The sequence below is a fragment of the Streptomyces sp. NPDC058457 genome (assembly GCF_042720695.1).
In the GTDB taxonomy this organism is placed as follows: Bacteria; Actinomycetota; Actinomycetes; order Streptomycetales; family Streptomycetaceae; genus Streptomyces.
Genome location: NZ_JBHXLU010000050.1, coordinates 63753 through 85933 on the forward strand (window position 1 = coordinate 63753; position 22181 = coordinate 85933).

Annotated in this window: 22 protein-coding genes; 13 read left to right on the forward strand and 9 right to left on the reverse strand. The window is 72.7% G+C overall.

The features are described from left to right. The 4 genes from hutI to hutU form a co-directional block, all read right to left on the reverse strand. Complete coding sequence (gene hutI / locus ACFWPS_RS32195) at window positions 1-1179, reverse strand: imidazolonepropionase (protein ID WP_383711355.1); 1179 nt, start codon at window positions 1177-1179, stop codon at window positions 1-3. A gap of 20 nt (window positions 1180-1199) precedes the next feature. Then, the gene (locus tag ACFWPS_RS32200) at window positions 1200-2561 is read right to left on the reverse strand and encodes a formimidoylglutamate deiminase (RefSeq protein ID WP_383711399.1); all 1362 of its coding nucleotides are present in this window, start codon (window positions 2559-2561) and stop codon (window positions 1200-1202) included. Further along, the gene (locus ACFWPS_RS32205) at window positions 2552-3754 is read right to left on the reverse strand and encodes an allantoate amidohydrolase (protein ID WP_383711401.1); all 1203 of its coding nucleotides are present in this window, start codon (window positions 3752-3754) and stop codon (window positions 2552-2554) included. The genes ACFWPS_RS32200 and ACFWPS_RS32205 overlap by 10 nt, the downstream gene beginning before the upstream one ends. Before the next feature lie 194 nt (window positions 3755-3948). Then, complete coding sequence (gene hutU / locus ACFWPS_RS32210) at window positions 3949-5613, reverse strand: urocanate hydratase (RefSeq protein ID WP_383711356.1); 1665 nt, start codon at window positions 5611-5613, stop codon at window positions 3949-3951. Between the two features lie 165 nt (window positions 5614-5778). Between hutU and ACFWPS_RS32215 the strand changes: the two genes are divergently transcribed. From ACFWPS_RS32215 to ACFWPS_RS32235, 5 genes are all read left to right on the forward strand, one after another. Then, a complete protein-coding gene (locus tag ACFWPS_RS32215; RefSeq protein ID WP_383711359.1) occupies window positions 5779-7176 on the forward strand; it encodes a diaminopimelate decarboxylase in 1398 nt (465 codons plus the stop codon). Between the two features lie 173 nt (window positions 7177-7349). Next, window positions 7350-7739 carry a hypothetical protein gene (locus ACFWPS_RS32220; RefSeq protein ID WP_089102296.1) on the forward strand — a complete coding sequence of 130 codons (390 nt, stop codon included), beginning with the start codon at window positions 7350-7352 and terminating at the stop codon, window positions 7737-7739. Then, window positions 7736-8527 carry a transcriptional regulator gene (locus ACFWPS_RS32225; protein ID WP_383711361.1) on the forward strand — a complete coding sequence of 264 codons (792 nt, stop codon included), beginning with the start codon at window positions 7736-7738 and terminating at the stop codon, window positions 8525-8527. Before ACFWPS_RS32220 ends, ACFWPS_RS32225 begins: the two co-directional genes overlap by 4 nt. A gap of 31 nt (window positions 8528-8558) precedes the next feature. After that, window positions 8559-9065, forward strand: a complete 507-nt coding sequence (locus ACFWPS_RS32230; RefSeq protein WP_383711364.1) for a roadblock/LC7 domain-containing protein — start codon at window positions 8559-8561, stop codon at window positions 9063-9065. A gap of 16 nt (window positions 9066-9081) precedes the next feature. Next, window positions 9082-9456, forward strand: a complete 375-nt coding sequence (locus ACFWPS_RS32235; protein ID WP_350782953.1) for a hypothetical protein — start codon at window positions 9082-9084, stop codon at window positions 9454-9456. Window positions 9457-9463: 7 nt separating this feature from the next. Here the strand turns inward: ACFWPS_RS32235 and ACFWPS_RS32240 are convergent, their stop codons facing one another. The 3 genes from ACFWPS_RS32240 to ACFWPS_RS32250 all read right to left on the reverse strand — a co-directional run bounded on the left by ACFWPS_RS32240 (window position 9464) and on the right by ACFWPS_RS32250 (window position 12563). Beyond that, complete coding sequence (locus ACFWPS_RS32240) at window positions 9464-10057, reverse strand: hypothetical protein (protein ID WP_383711366.1); 594 nt, start codon at window positions 10055-10057, stop codon at window positions 9464-9466. Between the two features lie 158 nt (window positions 10058-10215). Continuing rightward, window positions 10216-11058 (reverse strand): MurR/RpiR family transcriptional regulator, encoded by an 843-nt coding sequence (locus tag ACFWPS_RS32245; RefSeq protein WP_089102291.1) that lies wholly within the window; start codon window positions 11056-11058, stop codon window positions 10216-10218. After that, window positions 11055-12563 carry an aromatic amino acid ammonia-lyase gene (locus ACFWPS_RS32250; RefSeq protein ID WP_383711369.1) on the reverse strand — a complete coding sequence of 503 codons (1509 nt, stop codon included), beginning with the start codon at window positions 12561-12563 and terminating at the stop codon, window positions 11055-11057. Before ACFWPS_RS32250 ends, ACFWPS_RS32245 begins: the two co-directional genes overlap by 4 nt. Window positions 12564-12704: 141 nt before the next feature. Here ACFWPS_RS32250 and ACFWPS_RS32255 point away from each other — a divergent pair, with 141 nt between their 5' ends. The 6 genes from ACFWPS_RS32255 (at window position 12705) to ACFWPS_RS32280 (ending at window position 17249) form a co-directional block, all read left to right on the forward strand. Continuing rightward, entirely contained in the window at window positions 12705-13742 is a 1038-nt protein-coding gene (locus ACFWPS_RS32255) for an ABC transporter ATP-binding protein (RefSeq protein ID WP_383711371.1), read from the forward strand. Continuing rightward, entirely contained in the window at window positions 13739-14380 is a 642-nt protein-coding gene (locus ACFWPS_RS32260; RefSeq protein ID WP_383711373.1) for an ABC transporter permease, read from the forward strand. The genes ACFWPS_RS32255 and ACFWPS_RS32260 overlap by 4 nt, the downstream gene beginning before the upstream one ends. A gap of 1 nt (window position 14381) precedes the next feature. After that, the gene (locus ACFWPS_RS32265) at window positions 14382-15044 is read left to right on the forward strand and encodes an ABC transporter permease (RefSeq protein WP_383711375.1); all 663 of its coding nucleotides are present in this window, start codon (window positions 14382-14384) and stop codon (window positions 15042-15044) included. Window positions 15045-15054: 10 nt separating this feature from the next. Beyond that, window positions 15055-15984, forward strand: coding sequence for an ABC transporter substrate-binding protein (locus ACFWPS_RS32270; protein ID WP_383711377.1), 930 nt, complete (start codon window positions 15055-15057; stop codon window positions 15982-15984). A 156-nt stretch (window positions 15985-16140) separates the two neighbouring features. Then, entirely contained in the window at window positions 16141-16764 is a 624-nt protein-coding gene (locus tag ACFWPS_RS32275) for a carbonic anhydrase (protein ID WP_383711380.1), read from the forward strand. Window positions 16765-16835: 71 nt separating this feature from the next. After that, window positions 16836-17249 (forward strand): hypothetical protein, encoded by a 414-nt coding sequence (locus tag ACFWPS_RS32280; protein ID WP_383711383.1) that lies wholly within the window; start codon window positions 16836-16838, stop codon window positions 17247-17249. 29 nt (window positions 17250-17278) lie between these two features. On the opposite strand, the gene ACFWPS_RS32285 is transcribed toward ACFWPS_RS32280, so the two are convergent. After that, the gene (locus ACFWPS_RS32285) at window positions 17279-18040 is read right to left on the reverse strand and encodes an SDR family oxidoreductase (protein ID WP_383711385.1); all 762 of its coding nucleotides are present in this window, start codon (window positions 18038-18040) and stop codon (window positions 17279-17281) included. Between the two features lie 147 nt (window positions 18041-18187). Between ACFWPS_RS32285 and ACFWPS_RS32290 the strand changes: the two genes are divergently transcribed. Then, complete coding sequence (locus ACFWPS_RS32290; protein WP_383711387.1) at window positions 18188-19012, forward strand: helix-turn-helix transcriptional regulator; 825 nt, start codon at window positions 18188-18190, stop codon at window positions 19010-19012. Between the two features lie 345 nt (window positions 19013-19357). On the opposite strand, the gene ACFWPS_RS32295 is transcribed toward ACFWPS_RS32290, so the two are convergent. Then, complete coding sequence (locus ACFWPS_RS32295) at window positions 19358-20749, reverse strand: cystathionine beta-synthase (RefSeq protein ID WP_383711389.1); 1392 nt, start codon at window positions 20747-20749, stop codon at window positions 19358-19360. Between the two features lie 196 nt (window positions 20750-20945). Here ACFWPS_RS32295 and ACFWPS_RS32300 point away from each other — a divergent pair, with 196 nt between their 5' ends. After that, window positions 20946-22037 carry an SGNH/GDSL hydrolase family protein gene (locus ACFWPS_RS32300; protein WP_383711391.1) on the forward strand — a complete coding sequence of 364 codons (1092 nt, stop codon included), beginning with the start codon at window positions 20946-20948 and terminating at the stop codon, window positions 22035-22037. The last annotated feature ends 144 nt before the right edge of the window (window positions 22038-22181 follow it).

The window sequence follows — 22181 nt, forward strand, 5'->3', positions numbered from 1 at the left end:
TCAGCCGACGACCCTGACGCCCTTCCGCCACACCCCGCTGACCAGCGGCACCCCCGGCCGGTAGGCCAGGTGGACGTGGCTCGGGGCGTCCAGGAGGAGCAGGTCGGCGCAGGTGCCCGGGGTCAGGCGGCCGATGTCGGTCCTGCGCAGGGCCGCCGCACCGCCCGCCGTGGCCGACCAGACCGCCTCGTCAGGGGTCATGCGCATGTCGCGGACGGCCAGGGCGATGCAGAAGGGGACGGAGGACGTGAAGGAGGAGCCGGGATTGCAGTCGGTGGAGAGGGCGACCGTCACGCCGGCGTCGAGGAGGCGGCGGGCGTCGGGCCATTCGGCGCGGGTGGAGAACTCGGCGCCTGGGAGGAGGGTGGCGACCGTGTCGCCGCTCGCCAGTGCGTCGACGTCGGCGTCCGTCAGATGGGTGCAGTGGTCGGCGCTGGCCGCGTCGAGTTCCACGGCGAGCTGGACGCCGGGGCCGTAGGAGAGCTGGTTGGCGTGGATGCGCGGGGTCAGGCCCTTGGCCCTGCCCGCGGTGAGGATCGCCCGGGCCTGGTCGCCGTCGAAGGCGCCCTTCTCGCAGAAGACGTCGATCCAACGGGCGTACGGAGCACAGGCGTCGAGCATCTCGCCGGTGACGAGGGCGACGTACCCGGCCGGGTCGTCGGCATAGTCCGGGGAGACGATGTGGGCGCCGAGGTAGGTGACCTCGTCGGTGTGGGCGGCTGCGATGCGCAGGGCGCGGGACTCGTCCTCGACCGTCAGGCCGTAGCCCGACTTGGTCTCGAACGTGGTCGTGCCCTGGCGGAGGGCCTCGGCGAGGTAGTGCGTGAGGTTCGACTCCAGTTCCGCGTCCGTGGCCGCCCGGGTCGCCGCCACCGTCGTGCGGATGCCGCCCGCGGTGTACGACCGGCCGGACATGCGGGCGTTGAACTCCTGGGTGCGGTCGCCCGCGAAGACCAGGTGGGAGTGGGAGTCCACGAAGCCCGGCAGCACCGCCCGGCCGCCCGCGTCGACCCGGTTGTCAGTGGCGGGTGCTTTGCTGGATTCACCGGTCCACACGACACGGTCGCCGTCGATGACGACGGCCGCGTCCTGGATCAGACCGAGAGGGGAGTTGTCACCGAGGGAGGGGTCGTTGGTGACCAGCGTGGCGATGTTGGTGATGACCGTGCTGCTGCTCATGGTGTCCTCGTGGGTGGTCGTCAGGCGCGAAGGGCTTCGACGGCCCGCGCGAGGGCCTGTGGCACATCGGGTACGAGGGCGTGCGCACCGTCCCGTACGACATGACGGCCCCCGACGACCGTGTGCCGTACGTCCGCCGCGGTCGCGGCGAATACGGCCGTCTCGGCGCCGAGTCGCGGTACCGGCCCGGCCGTTCTGACGGAGTCCAGCGCGATCGTCGTCAGGTCGGCGAGCATGCCGGTCTCGATGGTTCCCGCGTTGTCCCAGCCGAGGGCGGCGTGGCCGTCGGCGGAGGCGGCGCGCAGCAGGGCGGCGGCCGTCCAGTGGCCCCGGGTGCGGGTGCGCAGCCGCTCGTTCAGCTCCATCGCGCGCGCCTCTTCGAGCAGGTCGATGACGGCGTGGCTGTCGGAGCCGAGGGAGAGCGGGGAGCCCGCGCGCTGCAGGGCGACGGCCGGTCCGATGCCGTCGGCCAGGTCCCGCTCGGTGGTAGGGCACATGCAGGTGCCGGTGCCGGAGCCGCCGAGCAGCGCGATGTCCTCGTCGGTGAGGTGGGTGTTGTGGACGCCCGTGGTGCGCGGGCCGAGGACACCGTGGTCGGCGAGCAGGCGGGTGGGGGTGCGGCCGTGGGCGGCCAGGCAGGCGTCGTTCTCCGCCGTCTGCTCGGACAGGTGTACGTGCAGCGGGGCCCGCCGTTCCTCGGCCCAGCCGGCCACGGTCGCCAACTGCCCGGCGGGCACCGCCCGTACGGAGTGGATGGCCGCCCCGATCCGTGCGTGATCCCGTTCCTTGAGAACTGAACAGCGTTCGGCCCAGGCCTCCGCGCTGCCGTCGGAGAAGCGCAGCTGGTGGGCGTTGGGCGGCTCGCCACGGTGCTCGCTCAGGATGCCGGAGGAGAGGTAGGCCGTGTCGAGGAGGGTGATCCGGATGCCGGCGTCGGCGGCCGCCGCGATCAGCGCCTCGCCCATGGCGTTGGGGTCGGCGTACGGGGTGCCGCCGGGGGCGTGGTGGACGTAGTGGAACTCGCCGACGCAGGAGACGCCCGCCAGCGCCATCTCGGCGTACACCGCGCGGGCGAGCGCGTGGTAGGTCTCCGGGGTCAGCCGGTCGGCGAAGGAGTACATGACCTCGCGCCAGGTCCAGAAGGTCCCGGAGCCGACCTGGACGGTACCGCGCAGGGCGCGGTGGAAGGCGTGCGAGTGGGCGTTCGCCAGGCCGGGGAGGGTGAGGCCGCGCAGCACCTCGGCCCCGGGCGGCGGCGCGGGCACCTCGGTCCGCACCGCCGTGATCCGCCCGTCCGCCACCTCCACGGCGACGCCCGGCTCGACGTGCGTGTCCAGCCAGGCGTACTCCAACCAGTACGTCGTCCGTGTCGTCACCCGCAGGCCAGCCCTTCCAGTACGTCGGCGAGCGCGCTCACCCCGGCCACGCAGTCGTCCTCGGCCGCGAACTCGGCCGGGGAGTGCGAGACACCGGTGGGGTTGCGCACGAACAGCATGGCGGTCGGGATGCTCCCCGAGAGGATCCCGGCGTCGTGTCCGGCACCGGTACCCAGGACGGGCACGGTGAGGCCGGTGTCCTTGCCGAGGATCCGGCCGAGTTCGCCGCGCAGGGCGTGGTCGAACTCCACGACCGGCGTGAACGACTCGCGGACCACGTCCAGGTCGATGCCGTGCGCCTCCGCGTACTCGCGGGCCGCCTTCTCGATGCCGCCGACGACGGTGTCGAGGGTGGCCTGGTCGGCGGCGCGGGAGTCGAGCCAGCCGCGCACCAGGGAGGGGATGGCGTTGACGCCGTTCGGCTCGACCGCGATCTTGCCGAAGGTGGCGACGGCACCGGCGAGCTGGGCCTCGCGGCGGGCGGCGAGCACGGTCTCGGCGTACGACAGCATGGGGTCGCGCCGGTCGGCCAGCCGGGTGGTGCCGGCGTGGTTGGCCTCGCCCCGGAAGTCGAACCGCCAGCGTCCGTGCGGCCAGATGGCACTGGCGATGCCGACCCGGTCGCCGGACAGGTCCAGCGCCCGGCCCTGCTCGACGTGCAGCTCGACGAAGGCACCGATGCGTGCGAGCCGCTCGGGGTCGGGCCCGATGGCGTCGGGGTCGTAGCCGGCGGCCGCCATGGCCTGCGGCAGTGTGATGCCGTCCCCGTCGGTGAGCCGGTGGGCCTGCTCGACGGTCAGGTGCCCCGCGGTCAGCCGGGACCCGACACAGGCGAGCCCGAACCGGGCACCCTCCTCGTCACCGAAGTTGACGATGGCGAGGGGCCGGGTGAACCCCGCTCCTCTGGCGCGGAGTTCATCGAGCGCGGCGAAGGAGGACACGACACCGAGGGGGCCGTCGAAGGCACCGCCGTCCGGCACGGAGTCCAGATGCGACCCGGTGACGACGGCGTTCCCGGCCGCCGGGTCCCCGAGCCAGGCCCACTGGTTCCCGTTCCGGTCGACCTCGTACGTCAGCCCGCGCGCCTGGGCCTGCTCCTGGAACCAGGCCCGGCACTCGGCATCGGCCCCGGTCCAGGCGAAGCGCCGGTAGCCACAGGAGTCGGTGTGCCGCCCGACGGGGAGCAGCTCACGCCACATGGCGTGGAAGGAGGCCGCACTCCCGACCGGCGTGGCACCGGGCCGTGCGCCCTCGGCCCGTACAGGCTGTGGGCAGTCGTTCCGCAGGGCGGAACGGGCGGGCACAGCCGCACCCGCACCCGCACCCGCACCCGCACCCGCACCCGCACCCGGCGACGAGAGCTCGGCCCCCACCGAAGAGTCCCCGCCCTTCGTCACGCGTCGTCACCCTCGCGCATCGGCACCCGAACCCCCCGCTCGTCGGCGACCGACTCCGCGATGTCGTACCCGGCGTCCACGTGCCGGATGACACCCATGCCGGGGTCGTTCGTCAGCACCCGGCGGATCTTCTCACCGGCGAGCTTCGTACCGTCGGCGACCGTCACCTGCCCGGCGTGGATGGACCGGCCCATGCCGACCCCGCCGCCGTGGTGGATGGAGACCCAGGACGCCCCCGACGCCACGTTGACCATCGCGTTCAGCAGCGGCCAGTCGGCGATCGCGTCGGAGCCGTCCAGCATGGCCTCCGTCTCGCGGTAGGGGGAGGCCACGGAGCCGCAGTCAAGGTGGTCGCGGCCGATCGCCAGCGGCGCGGCCAGCTCGCCGCTCGCCACCATGTCGTTGAACCGCTCGCCGGCCTTGTCCCGCTCGCCGTAGCCGAGCCAGCAGATGCGCGCGGGCAGGCCCTGGAAGTGGACCCGCTCCCCGGCCAGCTTGATCCAGCGGTGCAGGGACTCGTTCTCCGGGAAGAGGTCGAGGATCGCCTTGTCGGTCTTGGCGATGTCGGAGGCCTCGCCGGACAGGGCCGCCCAGCGGAAGGGGCCCTTGCCCTCGGAGAAGAGCGGGCGGATGTAGGCGGGCACGAAGCCGGGGAAGGCGAACGCCCGGTCGTATCCGGCCAGTTGCGCCTCGCCGCGGATGGAGTTGCCGTAGTCGAAGACCTCGGAGCCGGCGTCCATGAAGCCGACCATGGCCTCGACGTGCCGGGCCATGGACTCGCGGGCCCGCGTGGTGAACCCGGCCGGGTCCTTGGCGGCGGCGTCGGCCATGTCCTCGAAGGCCACCCCGACCGGCAGGTACGCCAGCGGGTCGTGCGCCGAGGTCTGGTCGGTGACGATGTCGATGGGGGCGTTCATCGCGAGCAGCTGCGGCACCAGCTCGGCCGCGTTGCCGAGGACGCCGATGGACAGCGGGCGGCGGGCGTCGCGGGCCTCGGTCGCCAGCTGGAGGGCGTGGTCCAGGCTGTCGGCCTTCACGTCCAGGTAGCGGTGCTCGATGCGGCGCTCGATGGCGCGCGGGTCGACGTCGATACAGATCGCGACGCCGTCGTTCATGGTGACGGCGAGGGGCTGGGCGCCGCCCATGCCGCCGAGGCCGGCGGTGAGGGTGATGGTCCCGGCGAGGGTGCCGTTGAACTTCTTCGCGGCGACGGCGGCGAACGTCTCGTAGGTGCCCTGGAGGATGCCCTGGGTGCCGATGTAGATCCAGGAGCCGGCGGTCATCTGGCCGTACATGGTCAGGCCGAGGGCCTCCAGGCGGCGGAACTCCTCCCAGTTGGCCCAGTCGCCGACGAGGTTGGAGTTGGCGATGAGGACGCGGGGGGCCCACTCGTGGGTCTGCATCACGCCGACCGGGCGGCCGGACTGGACCAGCATGGTCTCGTCCTGCTTGAGGGTGCGCAGGGTGCGCACCATGGCGTCGAAGGAGCGCCAGTCGCGGGCGGCCTTGCCGGTGCCGCCATAGACGACGAGCTTGTCGGGGTGCTCGGCGACCTCGGGGTCCAGGTTGTTCTGCAGCATCCGCAGGGCGGCTTCCTGCTGCCATCCCAGGGCGCTCAGTTCCGTACCGCGCGGTGCTCGTACGGGGCGGGGTCCTGACATGGTCTGCCTCCTAGCGGATCAGGGATCAACGGCCAGCGAAGTGTTCCTGCGGTTATTCACATCCTGGCTCGATGAATAGAACTAGTCAATACATTCGGTCCGCCAGCGCGGCGGCAGTCCGGATGTTTGGCTGGACTTATGGGCCTCAAAGGTATGGACGATGACATGTCGGCGGACGTCGCGGGCGGATGCAGCGGCGGACACGGGGACGACGGCGAGCGGGTCGGGCGGCGGGACGACGCCGTGCGGGCGGCGGTGGAGCAGGGACTGCTGGGGCCGGACGCGCCGATCGTAGGCCTGCTGGACGTGCGGGGCATCCACGCGTCGGCCGCCGCGCTGCGCGGGGCGTTCGAGGCGGTCACGGCGCCCGGTACCGCGATCCTGCACGCCTTCGCGGTGAAGGCGAACCCGCTGGTCCCGGTGGTGCGGCTGCTGGCCGAGGCCGGTCTGGGCGCCGAGGTGGCCAGCGCGGGCGAGCTGGCGCTGGCGCGGGCGGCCGGGATGCCGGCGGAGCGGACGGTGTTCGACGCGCCCGCGAAGACCGAGGCGGAGCTGCGCGAGGCGCTGGCGCTGGGCGTCGCCGTGAACGCGGACAACCCGCAGGAGGTCCGGCGCCTCGACGCCCTCCTGCACCCGGGCGGCACCACCTCCTCGCCGCTCGGGATCCGGGTGAACCCGCAGATCGGGGCCGGGACGATCGGGGCCACCTCCACCGCGACGGCGACCTCGAAGTTCGGGGTGGGGCTGCGGGACGAGGGCGCCCGGGAGTGGGTCGTACAGACGTTCATGGAGCGGCCGTGGCTGACGCGGCTGCACGCGCACATCGGGTCGCAGGGGATCCCGCTGCCGCTGCTGGTGCGGGGCGTGGCGGAGACGTACGCGCTGGCCGAGGAGATCAACGCGCGCGCCGGGCGGCGGCAGGTCGACACCCTCGACATCGGGGGCGGGCTCTCCGTCAACTTCGCCTCGGAGACGACGGAGCCGACGTACGCGCAGTACGCGCGGCTGCTGGCTCAGGCGGTGCCGGGGCTGTTCGACGGGCGGTACGGGCTGGTGACGGAGTTCGGGCGGTCGCTGCTGGCCCGGCACGGCACGGTGGTGGCCCGGGTGGAGTACACGAAGAGCTCCGGCGGGCGGCGGATCGCGGTGACGCACGCGGGGGTGCAGGTGGCGCCGCGAACGGTGTACGTACCGGGGTCCTGGCCGCTCAGGATCGCCGCGTACGACGCGAAGGGGCGGCCCAGGCAAGGGGCCCCGGTGGTGCAGGACGTGGCGGGGCCGGCCTGCTTTGCGGGCGACCTGCTCGCCGAGGGGCGCGCACTGCCACCGCTGGAGCAGGGGGACCTCGTGGCGGCGCTGGACACCGGGGCGTACTACTTCGGCAGCCACTACTCCTACAACTCCCTTGCCCGGCCCGGGGTTTACGGCTTCGCGCCGGACGGCGACGGGGGCGTGGCGTTCGCCGTCGTACGGGAGCCGCAGACGGTCGCCGAGGTCGTGGCCGAATCCGGAGGGGCGCACGCTGACGCGCTCACCACCCTGCATGCAACCAGGAGCCGTTGAGACGCCCCGGACAGCAGGGATCAACTGGTGTGAAAAGCAGCCCAGTTGACCAACACTAGTCTGCCGCGCGCATGTTCCACTGGAAAATGCCAAACGACTCACCCCTCCCCGCACACGTTGCGTAGTGTCTGCGTCACTCAACCGGAGAGCCATGGGGCGGGAGGGGAGCCACGGTGCCCGGAATCGACGAGTGCTTACTGGAAGCGATGCGACTGCCCGGTGCCCGGGGCGCCGCATTGGTCGACTGGACCAGCGGACTGGCCCTGGGCACGGTCGGGGAGGCGCCCGGCGGTGACCACGAGACCACCGCCGCGGAGGCCGCCGAGCTGGCCCGGCTGGCCGCCGAGCACGGGGCGTTCAGCACGGAGGACGACACCGAGGTGAGTCCTCCGGTGGAGGATCTGATCGTCAGCAACCGGGACAGCTACCACCTGCTGCGGTTCGTGGTCACGTCCTTCGACGCCACCGTGTTCCTGCATCTGTGGCTGGCCCGCGAGGACGGCAATCTCGCCCTCGCCCGGATCCGGCTCGGCGAGATGGCCGAGCGGCTGGTGCTGGGATGACCGTGGTCGAAACGCCGCCGCCACTGCCGGTCCGGGACCGGGCGGCCCTGCACGAGAGAGTGCCCGGGGCGCTGTCACCGATGCTGATACGCCTCGCCGAGGAGCGGGCCACGGGTGTCCTGGTCCGCGAGCACGGCACCCTGCACCTGGCCGAGGGCCGCGTGGTGCACGCCGAGAGCCCGCTCGCCCCAGGCCTCGACGTGCTCCTCACGGCCCGCGGCACGCTCGACCCGGCGGTCTGGCCCTGGACCGACGACATACCGGCGGCCGCCCAGCGGCTGCTCGCCGCCGGCCTGCTCCCGCGAGGCGCCCTGGAGCTGTGCCGCCTCGGCGCCCTGTACGACGCCGGGTACTTCGCACTGGCACCCAGCAGCACCCCGGGCCGGTTCCGCTACGGCACCACGGCCGCCGCCGGTCCGTGGCGCGCCGTGCCCGTCACGGACCTGGAGCGCGAGACCCTGCGCCGCCGCGAGCTGCTGCACCGGCTCTGGCCCGACCCGGCGGCGGACGGCGCCCCGCTGATCCGCGCCGACCCGGTCGCGCCGCCGCCGGTCACCCCCCGGCAGCAGGCGGTCCTGGACCGGGTGGACGGCGTCCGCACGGCCCCGCAGATCGCCCGCGAGCTGGGCAGGCCGGCCTTCCACACGCTGGTGGACGTACGGCGGCTGGCGGCGGCCGGACTCCTCGCCCCGAGGAGCACCGCGCCCGCCCCGCCCCCGCTTCCCCCGGTCACCGACCCCGACATCGCGCTGCTGAAGAGGCTCAGGGATGCGCTGGAGGCCCTTTGAACGGCACCGCCCCGCCGAGAGGAGACAGCTGATGGCGGCAGAACCCGGCAGCTCCGACAGAGAGGCCGTCCTCGACGAACTGCGCCGGTTACGCACCCGGATGCCCCAGCTCACCGGGGCTCTCGCGGCCGGTGTCGACGGCCTGGTCGTCGCCCACGACTGCCCGGGCGTCGATCCGGAGGGCCTCGCCGCGCTCACCGCGGCCGAGCTCGGTGTCGCCGTCCGGGTCTCCGACGCCACCGGCAAGGGCGAGCTCAGGGAACTGCTGGTGCGCGGCGACGACGGCTATGTCGCCACCTATGCCGCCGGCCACAGCGCCGTGCTCACCCTGCTCGCCGAGGACCGGGTGAACGTCGGCCGGCTCCACCTGGAGGGCCGCCGGGCCGCCGCCCGGATCGGCGAGGTGGTCGACGCCGCCGAGGCCGCCGCCAAGGCGCTGCGCCCGGCCCGCAGCGCAGCCACACGAACCAGAACCACGCGCACGCCACGCACCAGCACCAGCACCAGCACCGACGCGCGCACCGCAACCGACAGTTGAAAGGAACCAGAAAGTCATGGCCAACACCGAAACCGCCCTGAAAGAGTGCCTCACCTCCATCGAGGGCGCGACCGGCGTCGCGCTCGTCGACTACACCAGCGGGATGGCGCTGGGCACGATGGGCGGCAGCAAGACCTTCGACCTGAACGTGGCCGCGGCCGGCAACACCGACGTGATCCGCTCCAAGATGCGCACCATGGAGCACCTCGGCCTCAAGGGCGAGATCGAGGACATCCTGATCACGCTCTCCAACCAGTACCACCTGATCCGGCTGCTCAAGGGCCGGGGCGGCAACGGCCTCTTCCTCTACCTGGTGCTCGACCAGGCCCGCGCCAACCTGGCGATGGCCCGGCACCAGCTGAAGAAGATCGAGGAGGACCTGGAGGTCTGACCGGACCTCAGACCAGCGCCGCGGTGCGGCGGCGTGCCCCGCCCGGGGCCGCGTCGCCCGCCGCGATGCCGGTACCGCGGTACGCCCTGACGTCCTTGCCGACCGGGCGGCCGCCGCGCTTGTCGAGCCAGTCGACGCGCAGCCACACCAGCTGTTCGCCGGCCTTCTCCCGGCGGCCCAGCCAGGCCGCCTTCAGGCGCAGCCCGGTGCCGGTCCCGGCGAGCAGCATGCCACCCGCCGCGGGCATCGCGAAGGCGGAGCCGAGGGCGACGGCGAAGGCCAGCAGCAGCAGCCAGCGGTGCCCCCGGCGCCAGTTCCGCACGGTCACCGCCCGGTCCTGGAGCACGTCGTGCTTGCCGGCCCGGGCGGCCCCGTGCATCAGCGCGGTGTACCGCTTGCGGCGGGTGAGCGCCACGACGGCGGCGCCGATGATGAACAGCGCGGCCCCGGCCATGACGCCGATGCGGCGTCCGGTGAACCCCGGCGGCAGCACCCCGACGCCGGCGGCGAACACCCCGGACCACCACAGCGGCGCGGCCCCGGCCCGTACGACCACGGCCACCCGGGCCAACCCCTGCCCCCCTCGTCCCGCACGCGCCATGTCCGCAGCCTCCTCGCCGGTCTCGGCCCAGTCCGTATGGCGGGACGCTAACCAGCGAACGTGAGACGAGCCTTAAAGGAGCCGCCCGAAAACAGGGGTCGTCCTCTCAGGGGACTCACATCTGCGGGACTCGCATCTGCGGGACACTCATCCGCGGCTCACTCCACGAACAGCCCCCGTGCCGCCGCCCGCGTGTCGAACTCCTCCAGGCGGGCCTGCGCGTCCGGCAGGTCGTCGCACATCGCCTCCAGGAGCACCCGGCCGAGCAGCATCGGCGCACAGGCCGTGTCGAAGGCGAGCCCGGTGCCGACGGCGGCCGGCAGCAGCAGGTCGGAGACCTTGGCGACGGGCGCGAAGGCGGAGTCGGCGACGGTCACGACGGTCAGCCCGGCCTCCTTCGCGTACCCGAGCGTGTCCACGACCTCGCGGGGATGCCGGGGCAGCGCGAAGCACAGCAGCGCCGTGGCGCCGGCGAGGACGGCCGCGTCGATGCGGTCGTGGATCATCGTGCCGCCCTCGTTGAGCAGCCGGACGTCCGGGTGCACCTTGGCGGCGAAGTAGGCGAAGCCGTACGCCTGCGAGGCGGCCGCGCGCAGCCCGAGCACCGGCAGCGGCCGGGACGCGGCCAGCAGCCGCCCCGCCTGCTGCACCGGGCGCGGGTCGGCGAGCACCTCGGCGAGGTGCCGCAGGTTCTCGATCTCGGCCTCGACGGCCTGCTGGTACTCGTTGTACGACCCGGAACCGGCCGCCTGCTCGGGGGGCACGACCTCGCGCAGGTGCTTGCGCAGCGCCGGGTAGCCGTCGAAGCCGAGGGCGACCGCGAAGCGGGTGACGGAGGGCTGGCTGACCCCGGCCAGTTCGGCCAGCTCCACGCTGGACAGGAAGGGCACGTCGGCGGCGCGCCGCACCATGCTGTGCGCGATGCGCCGCTGGGTCGGCGTGAGCCGGTGCCCCTCGAAGAGCGCCTGCAACCGTGTCGCAGGGCTGTCGGTCACGTTCATGACGTGCTCCCCCTCCAGATGTCCGTGAACCGGTCGAGCAGCCCGGCCGCCGCGGTGACGTCGTCCGTGAGCGGCCGGTCGGCCGGGTCCGCCTCCAGCGCCGCCTCGGCGAGCTCCAGCGCCCTGCCCGCCCCGAGCCCGGGTTCGGGCCTCAGGTCGCGCTGGCGCAGCGCCCGTACGGCGGCGACGAGTTCGCAGCCGACCACCAGACGGTACGCACGGCAGGCGCGCAGCGTTTGACGGGCGGCGAGCGAGGCGAAACTGGCCTGCTCCTCGACGCCTCGGGAGAGTACAGCGTGCCCGAGGGAGGCGGGCGCGGAGAAGGCGCGCAGGTCGCCGAGGGCGGCGCCGGCGGCGTACTCCAGGATCATCACGCCGGAGGAGGCGGGCTCCTGGTCGGCGAGGAAGGGGCGCAGGCGGGTGAAGGCCGGCTCGTTCAGGGAGGAGAGGCGGGAGGTGGACAGGCGGGCGACCTGGGTGACGGCGAGCCGGAAGTGGTCCAGGGCGAGGGCGAGCTGGGCCTGGTAGAAGCCGCCGTGGTGGTAGGCGGCCAGGTCCTCGGCGGAGATCAGGGGGTTCTCGGCGGCCGCGTTGATCTCGATGGCGAGGACCTGCTCCAGGGCGTCGGCCGCGTCATGGGCCGGGCCGTGGATCTGGGGCAGGCAGCGGAAGCCGTAGGGGTCCTGGATCCGGCCGAGCGGCGGGGTCGGCCGGTCGGCGGCGCCGATCAGCTCCCGCATCCGGCGGGCGACCTCGACGCTGCCGCGGTGCGGGCGGGCCGCGTGCACGGGCGCCGCGAACGCCTCGTGGGAGCCGTCGACGGCGAGCAGCGACAGTGCCGCCACCACCTGGGTGGCCTCGATCAGCCCGCGCAGCTCGTGCAGGGCGAGCGCCGACTGGCCGAGGGTGAGGGCGTTGCTGCTGATCAGGGCGAGGGCGTCGTTGTTGTCCAGTGGCTGGGATGCCGGCGCGCCGGAGCCCCGCCAGGGGTGCTCCCCCACCAGTGCGAGGCCCACCTGGGCGAGCGCCGCGATGTCCCCGGTGCCGACCGAGCCGAACTCGTTGACCACCGGGTACGCGCCCGACTCCAGCGCCTCGCACAAGGCCGTCACGACGGTCGGTCTGAGGCCCGCGCCGCCCGCAAGGAGCTGGTTGGCCCGCACCGCGAGCATCGCGCGCACCTGCCGGGCGGGGAGTTCGTCGCCGATCGCGCCTGCGTGGCTGCGCAGCAGCCGCAGTCCGTGGCCGGCGGCGGCCTCGGTGGGCACGTCCTCGTTCCGGTTGGCGCCGACGCCGGTGGAACGGCCGTAGACGCGGCCGGTCGCGGCGATCTGCCGGGCGGCGTTCCAGGACTCCTCCGCGCGGCGCATCGCCTCGGTGCCCGCTACCGGGCGGGCGGTGCCGTCGGCGAGGCGTACGACGTCCTCGACACCCATGCCGATGCCGTCGAGGACCACCAGACCGGAATGCACTGTTCCGGGAGTGTCCACGATACGAGACGACATAACGTCCAAACTCCCATCAATTAGGACACTCGATCTTGCGTTGCGGTCATCCGTTACCTCGGATTAACGCGAGACCGTTGACAACCTATTCACCTAACGAGAACTCTGCATGACGTTATACAGCCGGGCAAGGGACATCTCATGATCCAGTTCGACGCGGTCCACAAGCGCTTCCCCAACGGCACGACAGCAGTCCACGATCTCTCCCTGGAGATGCCGGAGGGCGGGGTCACCGTCCTGGTCGGCTCCTCCGGTTGCGGCAAGACCACCACCCTGCGGATGATCAACCGGATGGTCGAGCCGACCTCCGGCACGATCAAGGTGAACGGCAAGGACGTCACCGAGCAGGACGCCGCCGAGCTGCGCCGGTCCATCGGGTACGTCATCCAGCAGGCCGGACTATTCCCGCACCGCACGGTGCTCGACAACATCGCCACCGTCCCGCTGCTGCTCGGCTGGAACCGGAAGAAGGCCCGCGCCCGCGCCGCCGAACTCCTGGAGACCGTCGGCCTCGCCGCCGACGCCGGCAAGCGGTACCCGCACCAGCTCTCCGGCGGCCAGCAGCAGCGCGTCGGCGTGGCCCGCGCGCTCGCCGCCGACCCGCCGGTGCTGCTGATGGACGAGCCGTTCGGCGCCGTCGACCCGGTGGTGCGCACCCAGCTCCAGGACGAACTGCTCCGGCTTCAGAAGGAGTTGAACAAGACCATCGTCTTCGTCACGCACGACGTCGACGAGGCGGTCCGGCTCGGCGACCGGATCGCGATCTTCCGCACCGGCGGCCACCTGGTCCAGATCGCCCCGCCCGCCGAACTGCTGGCCCGGCCCGCGGACGACTTCGTGGCCGACTTCCTCGGCGCCGAGCGCGGCCTGAAGCTGCTCTCGCTGAAGACCCTGGCCGGCGTCCCGCAGGGCCCGGCACCCGAAGGCGGCGCCTGGACCCTCGTCCTCGACGCCGGGCGCAAGCCCCTGCACTGGGCCTCGAAGGACGCCGAACTCCCCGTACGGCCGCTCAAGGACGACGACTCGCTGCTCGCGGCGCTGAACGAGTCGATCGCCTCCCCGGCCGGGCTGGTCGCCCGGGTCGACGCGGACGGCGTCCTCACCGGCGTCTCGTCCCGCGACGACATCCACGTGCACGCCGGTCAGGCGCACAGCGCGGCACGGGCGGTGGCGGCATGACCATCGACTGGTCGTGGATCGGCGACCACACCGACGACCTCACCAGCCTCACCCTCTCCCATCTCCAGGCCGCGATGACCGCCGTCTTCCTCGGCCTGCTGATCTCGCTGCCGCTCGCGGTGGTCGCCCACCGGGTCCGCCCGCTGCGCGGCTTCCTGCTCGGCCTCTCGAACGTGCTCTTCACGATCCCGTCGATCGCGATCTTCGTGCTGCTGCTCCCGGTCAGCGGCCTGACCCGCACCACGACCGTGATCGGCCTGACCGTCTACACGCTGGTCGTGCTGCTCAGGAACACGGTCGAGGGCCTGGACTCGGTCCCCGCGAAGACCAAGGAGGCGGCGAAGGCGATGGGCACCCGCCCGCTGCGCACGCTCCTCACCGTCGAACTCCCGCTGGCCCTCCCCGTGATCATGGCGGGCGTCCGGATCGCCACGGTCATGTCCATCTCGCTGGTGAGCGTCGCCACCTACATCGGCGACGGCGGCCTCGGCCAGCTCTTCACCGACGGCTTCCAGCGCGACTTCCCGACCCCGGTGATCGTGGGCGTGGTCCTCACGATCCTTCTCGCCGTGGTCGCGGACGCCCTGCTGGTGGCTCTCCAGTACGTACTGACCCCGTGGCGGCGGAGGCGAGCCTGACATGTTCGAACTCTTCAAGAACCTCGGCACCTGGCTGACCAGCGGCTCCCAGTGGGCCGGTCAGGACGGCATCGCCCACCGGCTCGGCGAGCACCTCCAGTACTCGCTGCTGGCGACCCTCATCGCGGCCGCGATCGGCCTCCCGCTCGGCCTGCTGATCGGGCACACCGGCAAGGGCGCGTTCGTCGCCATCAACCTGGCGTCCTTCGGCCGTGCGCTGCCGACCGTCGGCCTGGTGGTGCTGGTCTTCCTGGCCGGCGGCCTCTCGATGCTGCCGGTGTACGTGGCGCTGGTCGCCCTCGCCGTCCCGGCGATCGTCACCAACACCTACGCCGGCATGACCGCCGTCGACCCGGACGTGAAGGACGCGGCCCGCGGCCAGGGCATGCGCGGCCACCAGGTCCTCTTCCAGGTCGAACTGCCGCTCGCGCTCCCCCTGATCATGACGGGCCTGCGCCTCGCGCTCATCCAGGTCGTGGCCACGGCCACCATCGCCGCCTACGTCTCCTTCGGCGGCCTCGGCCGCTACGTCTTCGACGGACTCGCCCAGCGCGACCTCGTCCAGGTGCTCGGCGGCGCGGTGCTTGTCGCGCTCGTCGCCGTCGTCCTCGACCTGCTCCTGAGCACCCTCCAGCGCTTCCTCTTCCGCCACCGCACTGCCTAGGGACCCCTCGATGAACCGACGCACTCTCCTCGGCGGCCTCTTCGCAGCGGCCTCCGTCCCCGCCCTCGCCGCCTGCTCCGGCGGCATCACCTCCCTGAACGAGAGCAGCGGCTCGACCGCAGGCGGCGGCTCCAGCAGGGGCGGGATCACCATCGGCACCGCCAACTTCACCGAGAACCAGGTGCTCGGCTACCTCTACGCGGCCGTGCTCCAGCAGGCCGGCGTGAAGGTGAAGGTCCGCCCGAACCTCGGTACCCGGGAGATCGTGATCCCCGCGCTCAAGGCCGGCGACATCGACCTGCTCCCCGAGTACCAGGGCGCCCTGCTCAACTACCTGGCCCCGAAGGACGCCTCCGCCGAGCCGGGCACCATGCAGAACGCGCTCACCCTGGCGCTGCCCGCCGGCCTCCAGGTACTGCCGTACGGACAGGCCGCCGACTCCGACTGCTTCGTCGTCACCCGGGCGACCGCGCAGAAGTACGGCCTGACCTCCCTCGCCGACCTGGCCAAGCAGAACGGCAAGCTGGTCATCGGGGCCGCGCCCGAGGTGAAGAAGCGCCGGGTGGGCGCGGTCGGCCTCCAGGAGGTGTACGGCGTCGAGTTCAAGGAGTTCAAGTCGCTCGACTCGGACGGGCCGCTGGTCAAGGGCGCGCTGAAGAAGGGCGACGTCGACGTGGCGAACCTGTTCACCACCGACACCGACATCGCGGCCGACGACTGGGTGGTGCTGACCGACCCCAAGAACCTGATCCCCAGCCAGCACATCGTCCCGCTGATCGCCGACCGCAAGGCCGACGACACCGTCCGCAAGGCGCTCGCCCGGCTGGGCAACGTCCTCACCACCGAGCAGCTCACCCAGCTCAACAGCCAGGTGGACAACGACAAGAAGGACCCCGAGGACGTGGCGGCCGCCTACGCGAAGCAGCACGGGCTGGCCTGACCCCCGATCACCGGCTACCGGCTACCGGCCACCGGCCACCACATCGGTATCGCACGGGCGATGATCCGGCCAAGAGCCGTTAAACCAACACCGAGCGTAACGTTTCCGCCGCGTACAGTGATGAGAACCATCAGCGCCAGCACCTGAGGAAGCGTCATGGCCTCGAACCCCAGGGCTCTTCCGACGGCCACCGCCGTCGGCGCGCCGGCCGTCGCCCTCTCGTCGGCGGCCGTCGTGCCCGCCTCGGCGAGCGCGGCCCTCGACGAACTGCTCCAGGGCAACCGGCGGTACGCCACCGGCCGCGCCCGCCGGAGCCCGGCCGCCGCACCGCGCCCGTTCGCGGTGGTGCTCGGCTGCGTCGACTCCGAAGCCGCCCCGGAACTGGTCTTCGACCAGGGCCTCGGCGACCTGCTGTGCATAAGGACGGCCGGGCAGGTGCTGGACGAGGCGGTGCTCGGTTCCCTCCAGTACGGCGTGCAGGAACTGCGCGTCCCGCTGGTCGTGGTGCTCGGTCACGAGGGCTGCCGGGCCGTCGCCGCCACCCTCGCCCGGCTGCGCACCGGCGCGCCCGTCCCCGGTCACCTGGAACTCCTCGCCGCCGAGATCGCGCCGGCCGCCCTCCGTACCAGGGCGCTCCCCGGCGACTGGGCCGAACACACCATGCGGGCCCAGACGGTGTGGGCGCGGGACGCGATCCGGGCCGACTCCGGGTTCGCGGGGGCGTCCGTGGTCGCGGCCCGGTTCGACGCCGGCAGCGGGCTGGTGTCGCTGCTGCCCTGAGGGCGGGCCCCCGCCGGATGCGGGGGCTTGCCCCAGTGCGGCGGGCTCCTGCGGTCCCTACGGTGGACGTCATGACGGACGTTCATGACACCGACCTGAAGAAGGACCTCGCCGCCACCCTGCACGCCCGCAGGGACCTGGGGCCCGAGTACGAGTCGGAACTGGTCGACTCCTTCGTGGAGAAGATCGACCAGCGCATCGACACCGCGGTGGAGCGCCGGCTGCGCCGGGGCCTGGCCGAACAGCAGATGCAGGCGGCCCGCGGGGCGCGCAGGCCGAAGGGCTCCGACTCCTGGGGCGAGCGCTTCGGCTTCGGGATCGTGTCGCTGGTGCTGGCGATCCCGCTCTCGGCGGTCAGCGGCGCGTTCGGCGGCATGACGGGCGTGGTCGTCACCTGGATCGGCATCGTCGGCGTCAACGCGACCCAGGCCGTCCGCCTCAACCCCGGCCTGTTCCACCGGGGCGACCGCGGCCACGAGGACTGACCCGGGCCCCGAGCCCGGGCCCGGCCTGGTCACACCTGCCGGGTCGGCTGGACCACGACCTGGCGCAGGTTGACGTGCCGGGGGCGGCTCGCCACGTAGCCGACCAGGTCGGCGAGGTCCTCGGCGGCCAGTGCGCCCATCCCGTCGAACATGCCCGCCACCTGCTCGCGCAGCTCCTCGCCGTCGATGTGGCTGCCGAGTTCGGTGTCCGTCAGGCCCGGCTCGACGTTGGTGACCCGCACGTCGCGCGGCCCGAACTCGGAGCGCAGGGCCTGCGAGAGGAAGGTGACGGCGGCCTTGGTGGCGCCGTACACCGCGAAGGTGGGGAAGACGACGTGCGCGCCGATGGACGACACGTTGACGAGGTCGGCGCTACGGCCCTCGGCCGCGGCCTCCACCAGGTCCCCGGTGAAGGCCCGCAGCACCCGCAGCACACCGGTCACGTTGGTGTCGAGCATGCGCTGCCACTCGTCGATACGGCCGTCGTCGACGGGGTTGGGCAGCATGACGCCGGCGTTGTTGACGACGAGGTCGACGCTGCCGTAGGCCGCGTGCACGGCGTCGGCCGCGGCCTGGACGGACGCGTCGTCGGTGACGTCGGCGACGACGGCGAGGGCCTCGCCGCCGTTCGCCCGGATCTTCGCCACGACCGTCTCCAGCCGGTCGGCGCGCCGGGCGAGCAGCGCCACCCGGGCGCCCGACTCTGCGAGCCGCAGGGCGACGGCCGCCCCGATCCCGCTGGCGGCGCCGGTGACGACGGCGGTACGGCCGGACAGGTTGTCGTACGACATGAGGTACTCCCTGGTGAGTGCCGCCGGGACCTGCCCCGGTGGCGTGTCTCCACACTCGCCGGGTCCGGGCGGCCTACCCAGGGCTGAGCTTTTCCTGGGTCTGGCAGAACCAGGTTGGGAGGGCGCGACTCCCCTACGATCGAACCCATGGACGGGGAACTCGGAGACTTCCTGCGCTCGCGCCGTGCCCGCATCCGGCCCGAGGAGGTGGGGCTGCCCTCGCACGGACGGCGCCGCGTACCGGGCCTGCGCCGCGAGGAGGTGGCGCAACTTGCGGGGGTGAGCGTCGACTACTACATCCGACTCGAACAGAGCAGGGGGCCGAGCGTCTCGGACGCGGTCCTTGACGCGATCGCCCGGGTCCTGCGCCTGGACGAGACCGAGCACGCGTATCTGCTGACGGTGGCCCGGCCGCAGAGGAAGGGCACCGGGCGCCCGGCCCGCCCCCGCGTCCGCCCCGGCGTGCAGCTGCTGCTGGACGGCATGGAGCGGACGGCCGCGTTCGTGCTGGGCCGCAGGATGGACGTCCTCGCCTGGAACGCGCTCGGCGACGCGGTGAACGGGTTCAGCGCCCTGGCCCCGGCCGAGCGGAACATCCCGCGCCAGGTCTTCCTCGATCCGGCCGCCGCGGGCTTCTACCCGGACTGGGCCGCCGTCGCCGCCCAGACCGTCGCCAACCTGCGCATCGACGCGGGCCGCCACCCCGACGACCCCCGCATGGCCGCGCTGGTCGGCGAACTCTCGCTGAAGAGCGCGGACTTCCGCCGGCTGTGGGCGGACCACGAGGTCAAGGAGTGCGCGTACGGCACGAAACGCATCCAGCATCCGGTGGCGGGCCTGCTCACCCTCCCCTACGAGACCCTCACGGTCCCGATGGACCCGGACCAGACGCTCGTGGCGTACACCCCCGAGCCGGGCTCGGAGACGGCGGAACGGCTGGCGTTGCTGGGGAGCTGGGCGACGACCGGCTGAGGCCGGGAGCCGAGGCCGGGAAAAGTAATGCGCGGGGACCGCCGCACCCCCGTTACCGGGGGGCGGGACGACGGCGGTCCCCGCGAAGGACATGGACCGGGTCAGGGCCGGGTCTCACGTCCAGGCGTCCATGGAGGTCCGGGAGCCGCTCCGGAGGTCCTTGGACGTTCGGTGCCGGCCGAGGCGGGGAGCCGCTCCCGCCCTGCCGACACCCACTAATCTGCCGGACCCGTGTTAAGCGGGTGCTGCGCGCACGTGACACGCTCGTACCACTTCCGCGAAGTCCACCACTCGGATAGGAAACAGCAAGTTCCCCCGGGTCACGGGCCGTTCACCGGACGTTCGCTACTGCTTGCCGCCCTTGGCGAGAAAGGCCAGCAGATCCTGCCGGCTGACCACTCCGGTGGGCTTCCCCTCGACGAGGACGATCGCGGCGTCGGCCGCGCCCAGCACCGTCATCAGGTCCGCGACCGGCTCGCCGGAGCCGACCTGGGGCAGCGGGGCGCACATGTGCTTCTCCAGCGGGTCCTCCAGGGAGGCGCGCTTGTTGAACAGCGCGTCGAGCAGCTCCCGTTCGACGACCGAGCCGACGACCTCGGCGGCCATCACGTCCGGGTGCCCGGCGCCCGGCTTGACGACGGGCATCTGCGAGACGCCGTACTCGCGCAGCACCTCGATGGCCTGCCCGACGGTCTCGTCCGGGTGCATGTGGACGAGGGAGGGGATGGTGGCTCCGGCCTTGTCGCTGAGCACGTCGCCGACGCGGGCGCTGGGGCCCTCGTCCTCCAGGAAGCCGTAGTCGGCCATCCACTCGTCGTTGAAGATCTTGCTCAGGTAGCCGCGGCCGCTGTCCGGCAGCAGCACGACCACCACGTCGTCCGGGCCGAGCCGCTCGGCCACCCGCAGCGCGGCCACGACGGCCATCCCGCAGGAGCCGCCGACCAGCAGCCCCTCCTCCTTGGCCAGCCGCCGGGTCATCTGGAACGAGTCCTTGTCCGACACGGCGACGATCTCGTCGGCGACGGTCCGGTCGTAGGCGGTGGGCCAGAAGTCCTCACCGACACCCTCGACCAGGTACGGCCGTCCGGAACCGCCCGAGTAGACAGAACCCTCCGGGTCGGCGCCGACGACCTGCACCCGGCCCTCACTGGCGTCCTTCAGGTAGCGGCCGGTACCGGAGATGGTCCCGCCGGTGCCCACGCCCGCCACGAAATGGGTGATCTTCCCCTCCGTCTGCTCCCACAGCTCGGGGCCGGTCGAGTGATAGTGGGAGAGGGGGTTGTTGGGGTTGGAGTACTGGTCCGGCTTCCAGGCACCGGGCGTCTCGCGGACCAGCCGGTCGGAGACGTTGTAGTACGAGTCCGGGTGCTCCGGGTCGACGGCGGTGGGGCAGACCACGACCTCGGCGCCGTACGCCCGCAGCACGTTGATCTTGTCGGTGCTCACCTTGTCGGGGCACACGAAGATGCACTTGTACCCCTTCTGCTGGGCCACGATCGCCAGCCCCACCCCGGTGTTCCCGCTGGTCGGCTCGACGATCGTCCCGCCGGGCTGCAGCTCCCCGCTCTTCTCCGCGGCCTCGATCATCCGCAGGGCGATGCGGTCCTTCACGGAACCGCCCGGGTTGAAGTACTCGACCTTGGCGAGCACGGTGGCCTGGATGCCCTGGGTGACGCTGTTGAGTCTCACCAGCGGGGTGTTGCCGACGAGGCTGATCATCGAGTCGTGGAATCGCACCGTTGTCTCCGGTTGCTTGCAAAAGGTGTGGTCCTGGTTGGTGTCGCCAGCCTAGGGCCTGTCCGGCGGTCGGGTCGCGGGGACGAAAGGGTCCTGATCAGCGCCCGCTCCGGAGGTTCACTCCCCGTTGAGATTGACGGACGCCCTGTACGGGGCAAGGAGTGGATGTGCGGCAACGAGGAGGTGGCGGCGACGCATGACGAACATGTCGAGGGCACGGGTGGCCCGGCGGATCGCGGCCGGGGCGGCGTACGGCGGCGGCGGGGTCGGGCTGGTCGGCGCGGCAGCGGTGGGCCTGGTGCTGGCCGAGGTGCGGATGGCCAGGACGGCGGTGCACAACGGCAACAGCGGCGGCCGGGTGCCGACCGCGGACGGCGTCTACGAGTGGGGGTCCCCCCACTCGAGCGAGGCCGAGAGCGGGGGAGGGTACGCCTCCGGTGAGCCGCCCATCCGGCTGACGATGCTCGGCGACTCCACGGCGGCCGGCCAGGGCGTGCACCGGGCCTCCCAGACGCCGGGCGCGCTGCTGGCGGCGGGCCTCGCGGCCGTCGCCGAACGCCCGGTCCGGCTCACCAACGTGGCACTGCCCGGCGCCCAGTCCGACGACCTGGACCGCCAGGTGGCGCTGGTCCTGGGCACGGCGTCGCCGGTCCCCGACGTCTGCGTGATCATGATCGGCGCGAACGACGTCACACACCGCATGCCGCCGACCCGCTCGGTCCGCCACCTCTCTGCGGCCGTCCGCCGGCTGCGCACGGCCGGCGCCGAGGTCGTCGTCGGCACCTGTCCCGACCTGGGCACGATCGAGCCGGTACGACAGCCGCTGCGCTGGCTGGCCCGGCGGGCGTCCCGGCAGCTGGCGGCGGCCCAGACCATCGGGACGGTGGAACAGGGCGGCCGCACGGTGTCGCTGGGCGACCTGCTGGGCCCGGAGTTCGCCGCGAACCCGCGCGAGCTGTTCGGCCCCGACAACTACCACCCCTCCGCGGAGGGCTACGCCACGGCGGCCATGGCGGTCCTCCCCACGGTCTGCGCGGCCCTCGGTCTCTGGCCGGCGGAAGAGGAACGCCCCGACGTCAGCCGTCGCGAAGGCTTCCTGCCGGTCGCCCGGGCGGCGGCGGAGGCGGCGGCCGAGCCCGGCACGGAGGTCACGGCGGCGATGCCGACGGGTCCGCGCGGCCCGTGGGCCCTGCTGAAACGCCGCCGGCGCCAGCCCGTCGAGCCGCCCGCTCTCCCACCCGGCTCGGCATCCGAAGAGGCGAGGTCGAGGGCCGGCACGACCGAGTAGGACAGAGAGGAAGCGGTAGCTGGGGCGGGGGGGCGTCGCTTGCCGGCGCTGGCCGGGTTCCTCCCCCGGCCTTCGGCCGGGGGGACCCCAACGCCCACCCGTGCCGCCCTGCGGCACGGGTGGGCGCAGCTATGTCTTTCAGGG

Coding starts and splice junctions, on each gene's coding strand:
- ACFWPS_RS32235 (WP_350782953.1), top strand. CDS start 9,082: ATGGCCAACACCGAAACCGCCCTGAAAGAGTGCCTCACCTCCATCGAG.
- hutI (WP_383711355.1), bottom strand. CDS start 1,179: ATGAGCAGCAGCACGGTCATCACCAACATCGCCACGCTGGTCACCAAC.
- ACFWPS_RS32285 (WP_383711385.1), bottom strand. CDS start 18,040: ATGTCGTACGACAACCTGTCCGGCCGTACCGCCGTCGTCACCGGCGCC.
- ACFWPS_RS32280 (WP_383711383.1), top strand. CDS start 16,836: ATGACGGACGTTCATGACACCGACCTGAAGAAGGACCTCGCCGCCACC.
- ACFWPS_RS32260 (WP_383711373.1), top strand. CDS start 13,739: ATGACCATCGACTGGTCGTGGATCGGCGACCACACCGACGACCTCACC.
- ACFWPS_RS32225 (WP_383711361.1), top strand. CDS start 7,736: ATGACCGTGGTCGAAACGCCGCCGCCACTGCCGGTCCGGGACCGGGCG.
- ACFWPS_RS32215 (WP_383711359.1), top strand. CDS start 5,779: ATGTCGGCGGACGTCGCGGGCGGATGCAGCGGCGGACACGGGGACGAC.
- hutU (WP_383711356.1), bottom strand. CDS start 5,613: ATGTCAGGACCCCGCCCCGTACGAGCACCGCGCGGTACGGAACTGAGC.
- ACFWPS_RS32275 (WP_383711380.1), top strand. CDS start 16,141: ATGGCCTCGAACCCCAGGGCTCTTCCGACGGCCACCGCCGTCGGCGCG.
- ACFWPS_RS32240 (WP_383711366.1), bottom strand. CDS start 10,057: ATGGCGCGTGCGGGACGAGGGGGGCAGGGGTTGGCCCGGGTGGCCGTG.
- ACFWPS_RS32230 (WP_383711364.1), top strand. CDS start 8,559: ATGGCGGCAGAACCCGGCAGCTCCGACAGAGAGGCCGTCCTCGACGAA.
- ACFWPS_RS32250 (WP_383711369.1), bottom strand. CDS start 12,563: ATGTCGTCTCGTATCGTGGACACTCCCGGAACAGTGCATTCCGGTCTG.
- ACFWPS_RS32245 (WP_089102291.1), bottom strand. CDS start 11,058: ATGAACGTGACCGACAGCCCTGCGACACGGTTGCAGGCGCTCTTCGAG.
- ACFWPS_RS32265 (WP_383711375.1), top strand. CDS start 14,382: ATGTTCGAACTCTTCAAGAACCTCGGCACCTGGCTGACCAGCGGCTCC.
- ACFWPS_RS32255 (WP_383711371.1), top strand. CDS start 12,705: ATGATCCAGTTCGACGCGGTCCACAAGCGCTTCCCCAACGGCACGACA.
- ACFWPS_RS32290 (WP_383711387.1), top strand. CDS start 18,188: ATGGACGGGGAACTCGGAGACTTCCTGCGCTCGCGCCGTGCCCGCATC.
- ACFWPS_RS32270 (WP_383711377.1), top strand. CDS start 15,055: ATGAACCGACGCACTCTCCTCGGCGGCCTCTTCGCAGCGGCCTCCGTC.
- ACFWPS_RS32300 (WP_383711391.1), top strand. CDS start 20,946: ATGACGAACATGTCGAGGGCACGGGTGGCCCGGCGGATCGCGGCCGGG.
- ACFWPS_RS32205 (WP_383711401.1), bottom strand. CDS start 3,754: ATGTGGCGTGAGCTGCTCCCCGTCGGGCGGCACACCGACTCCTGTGGC.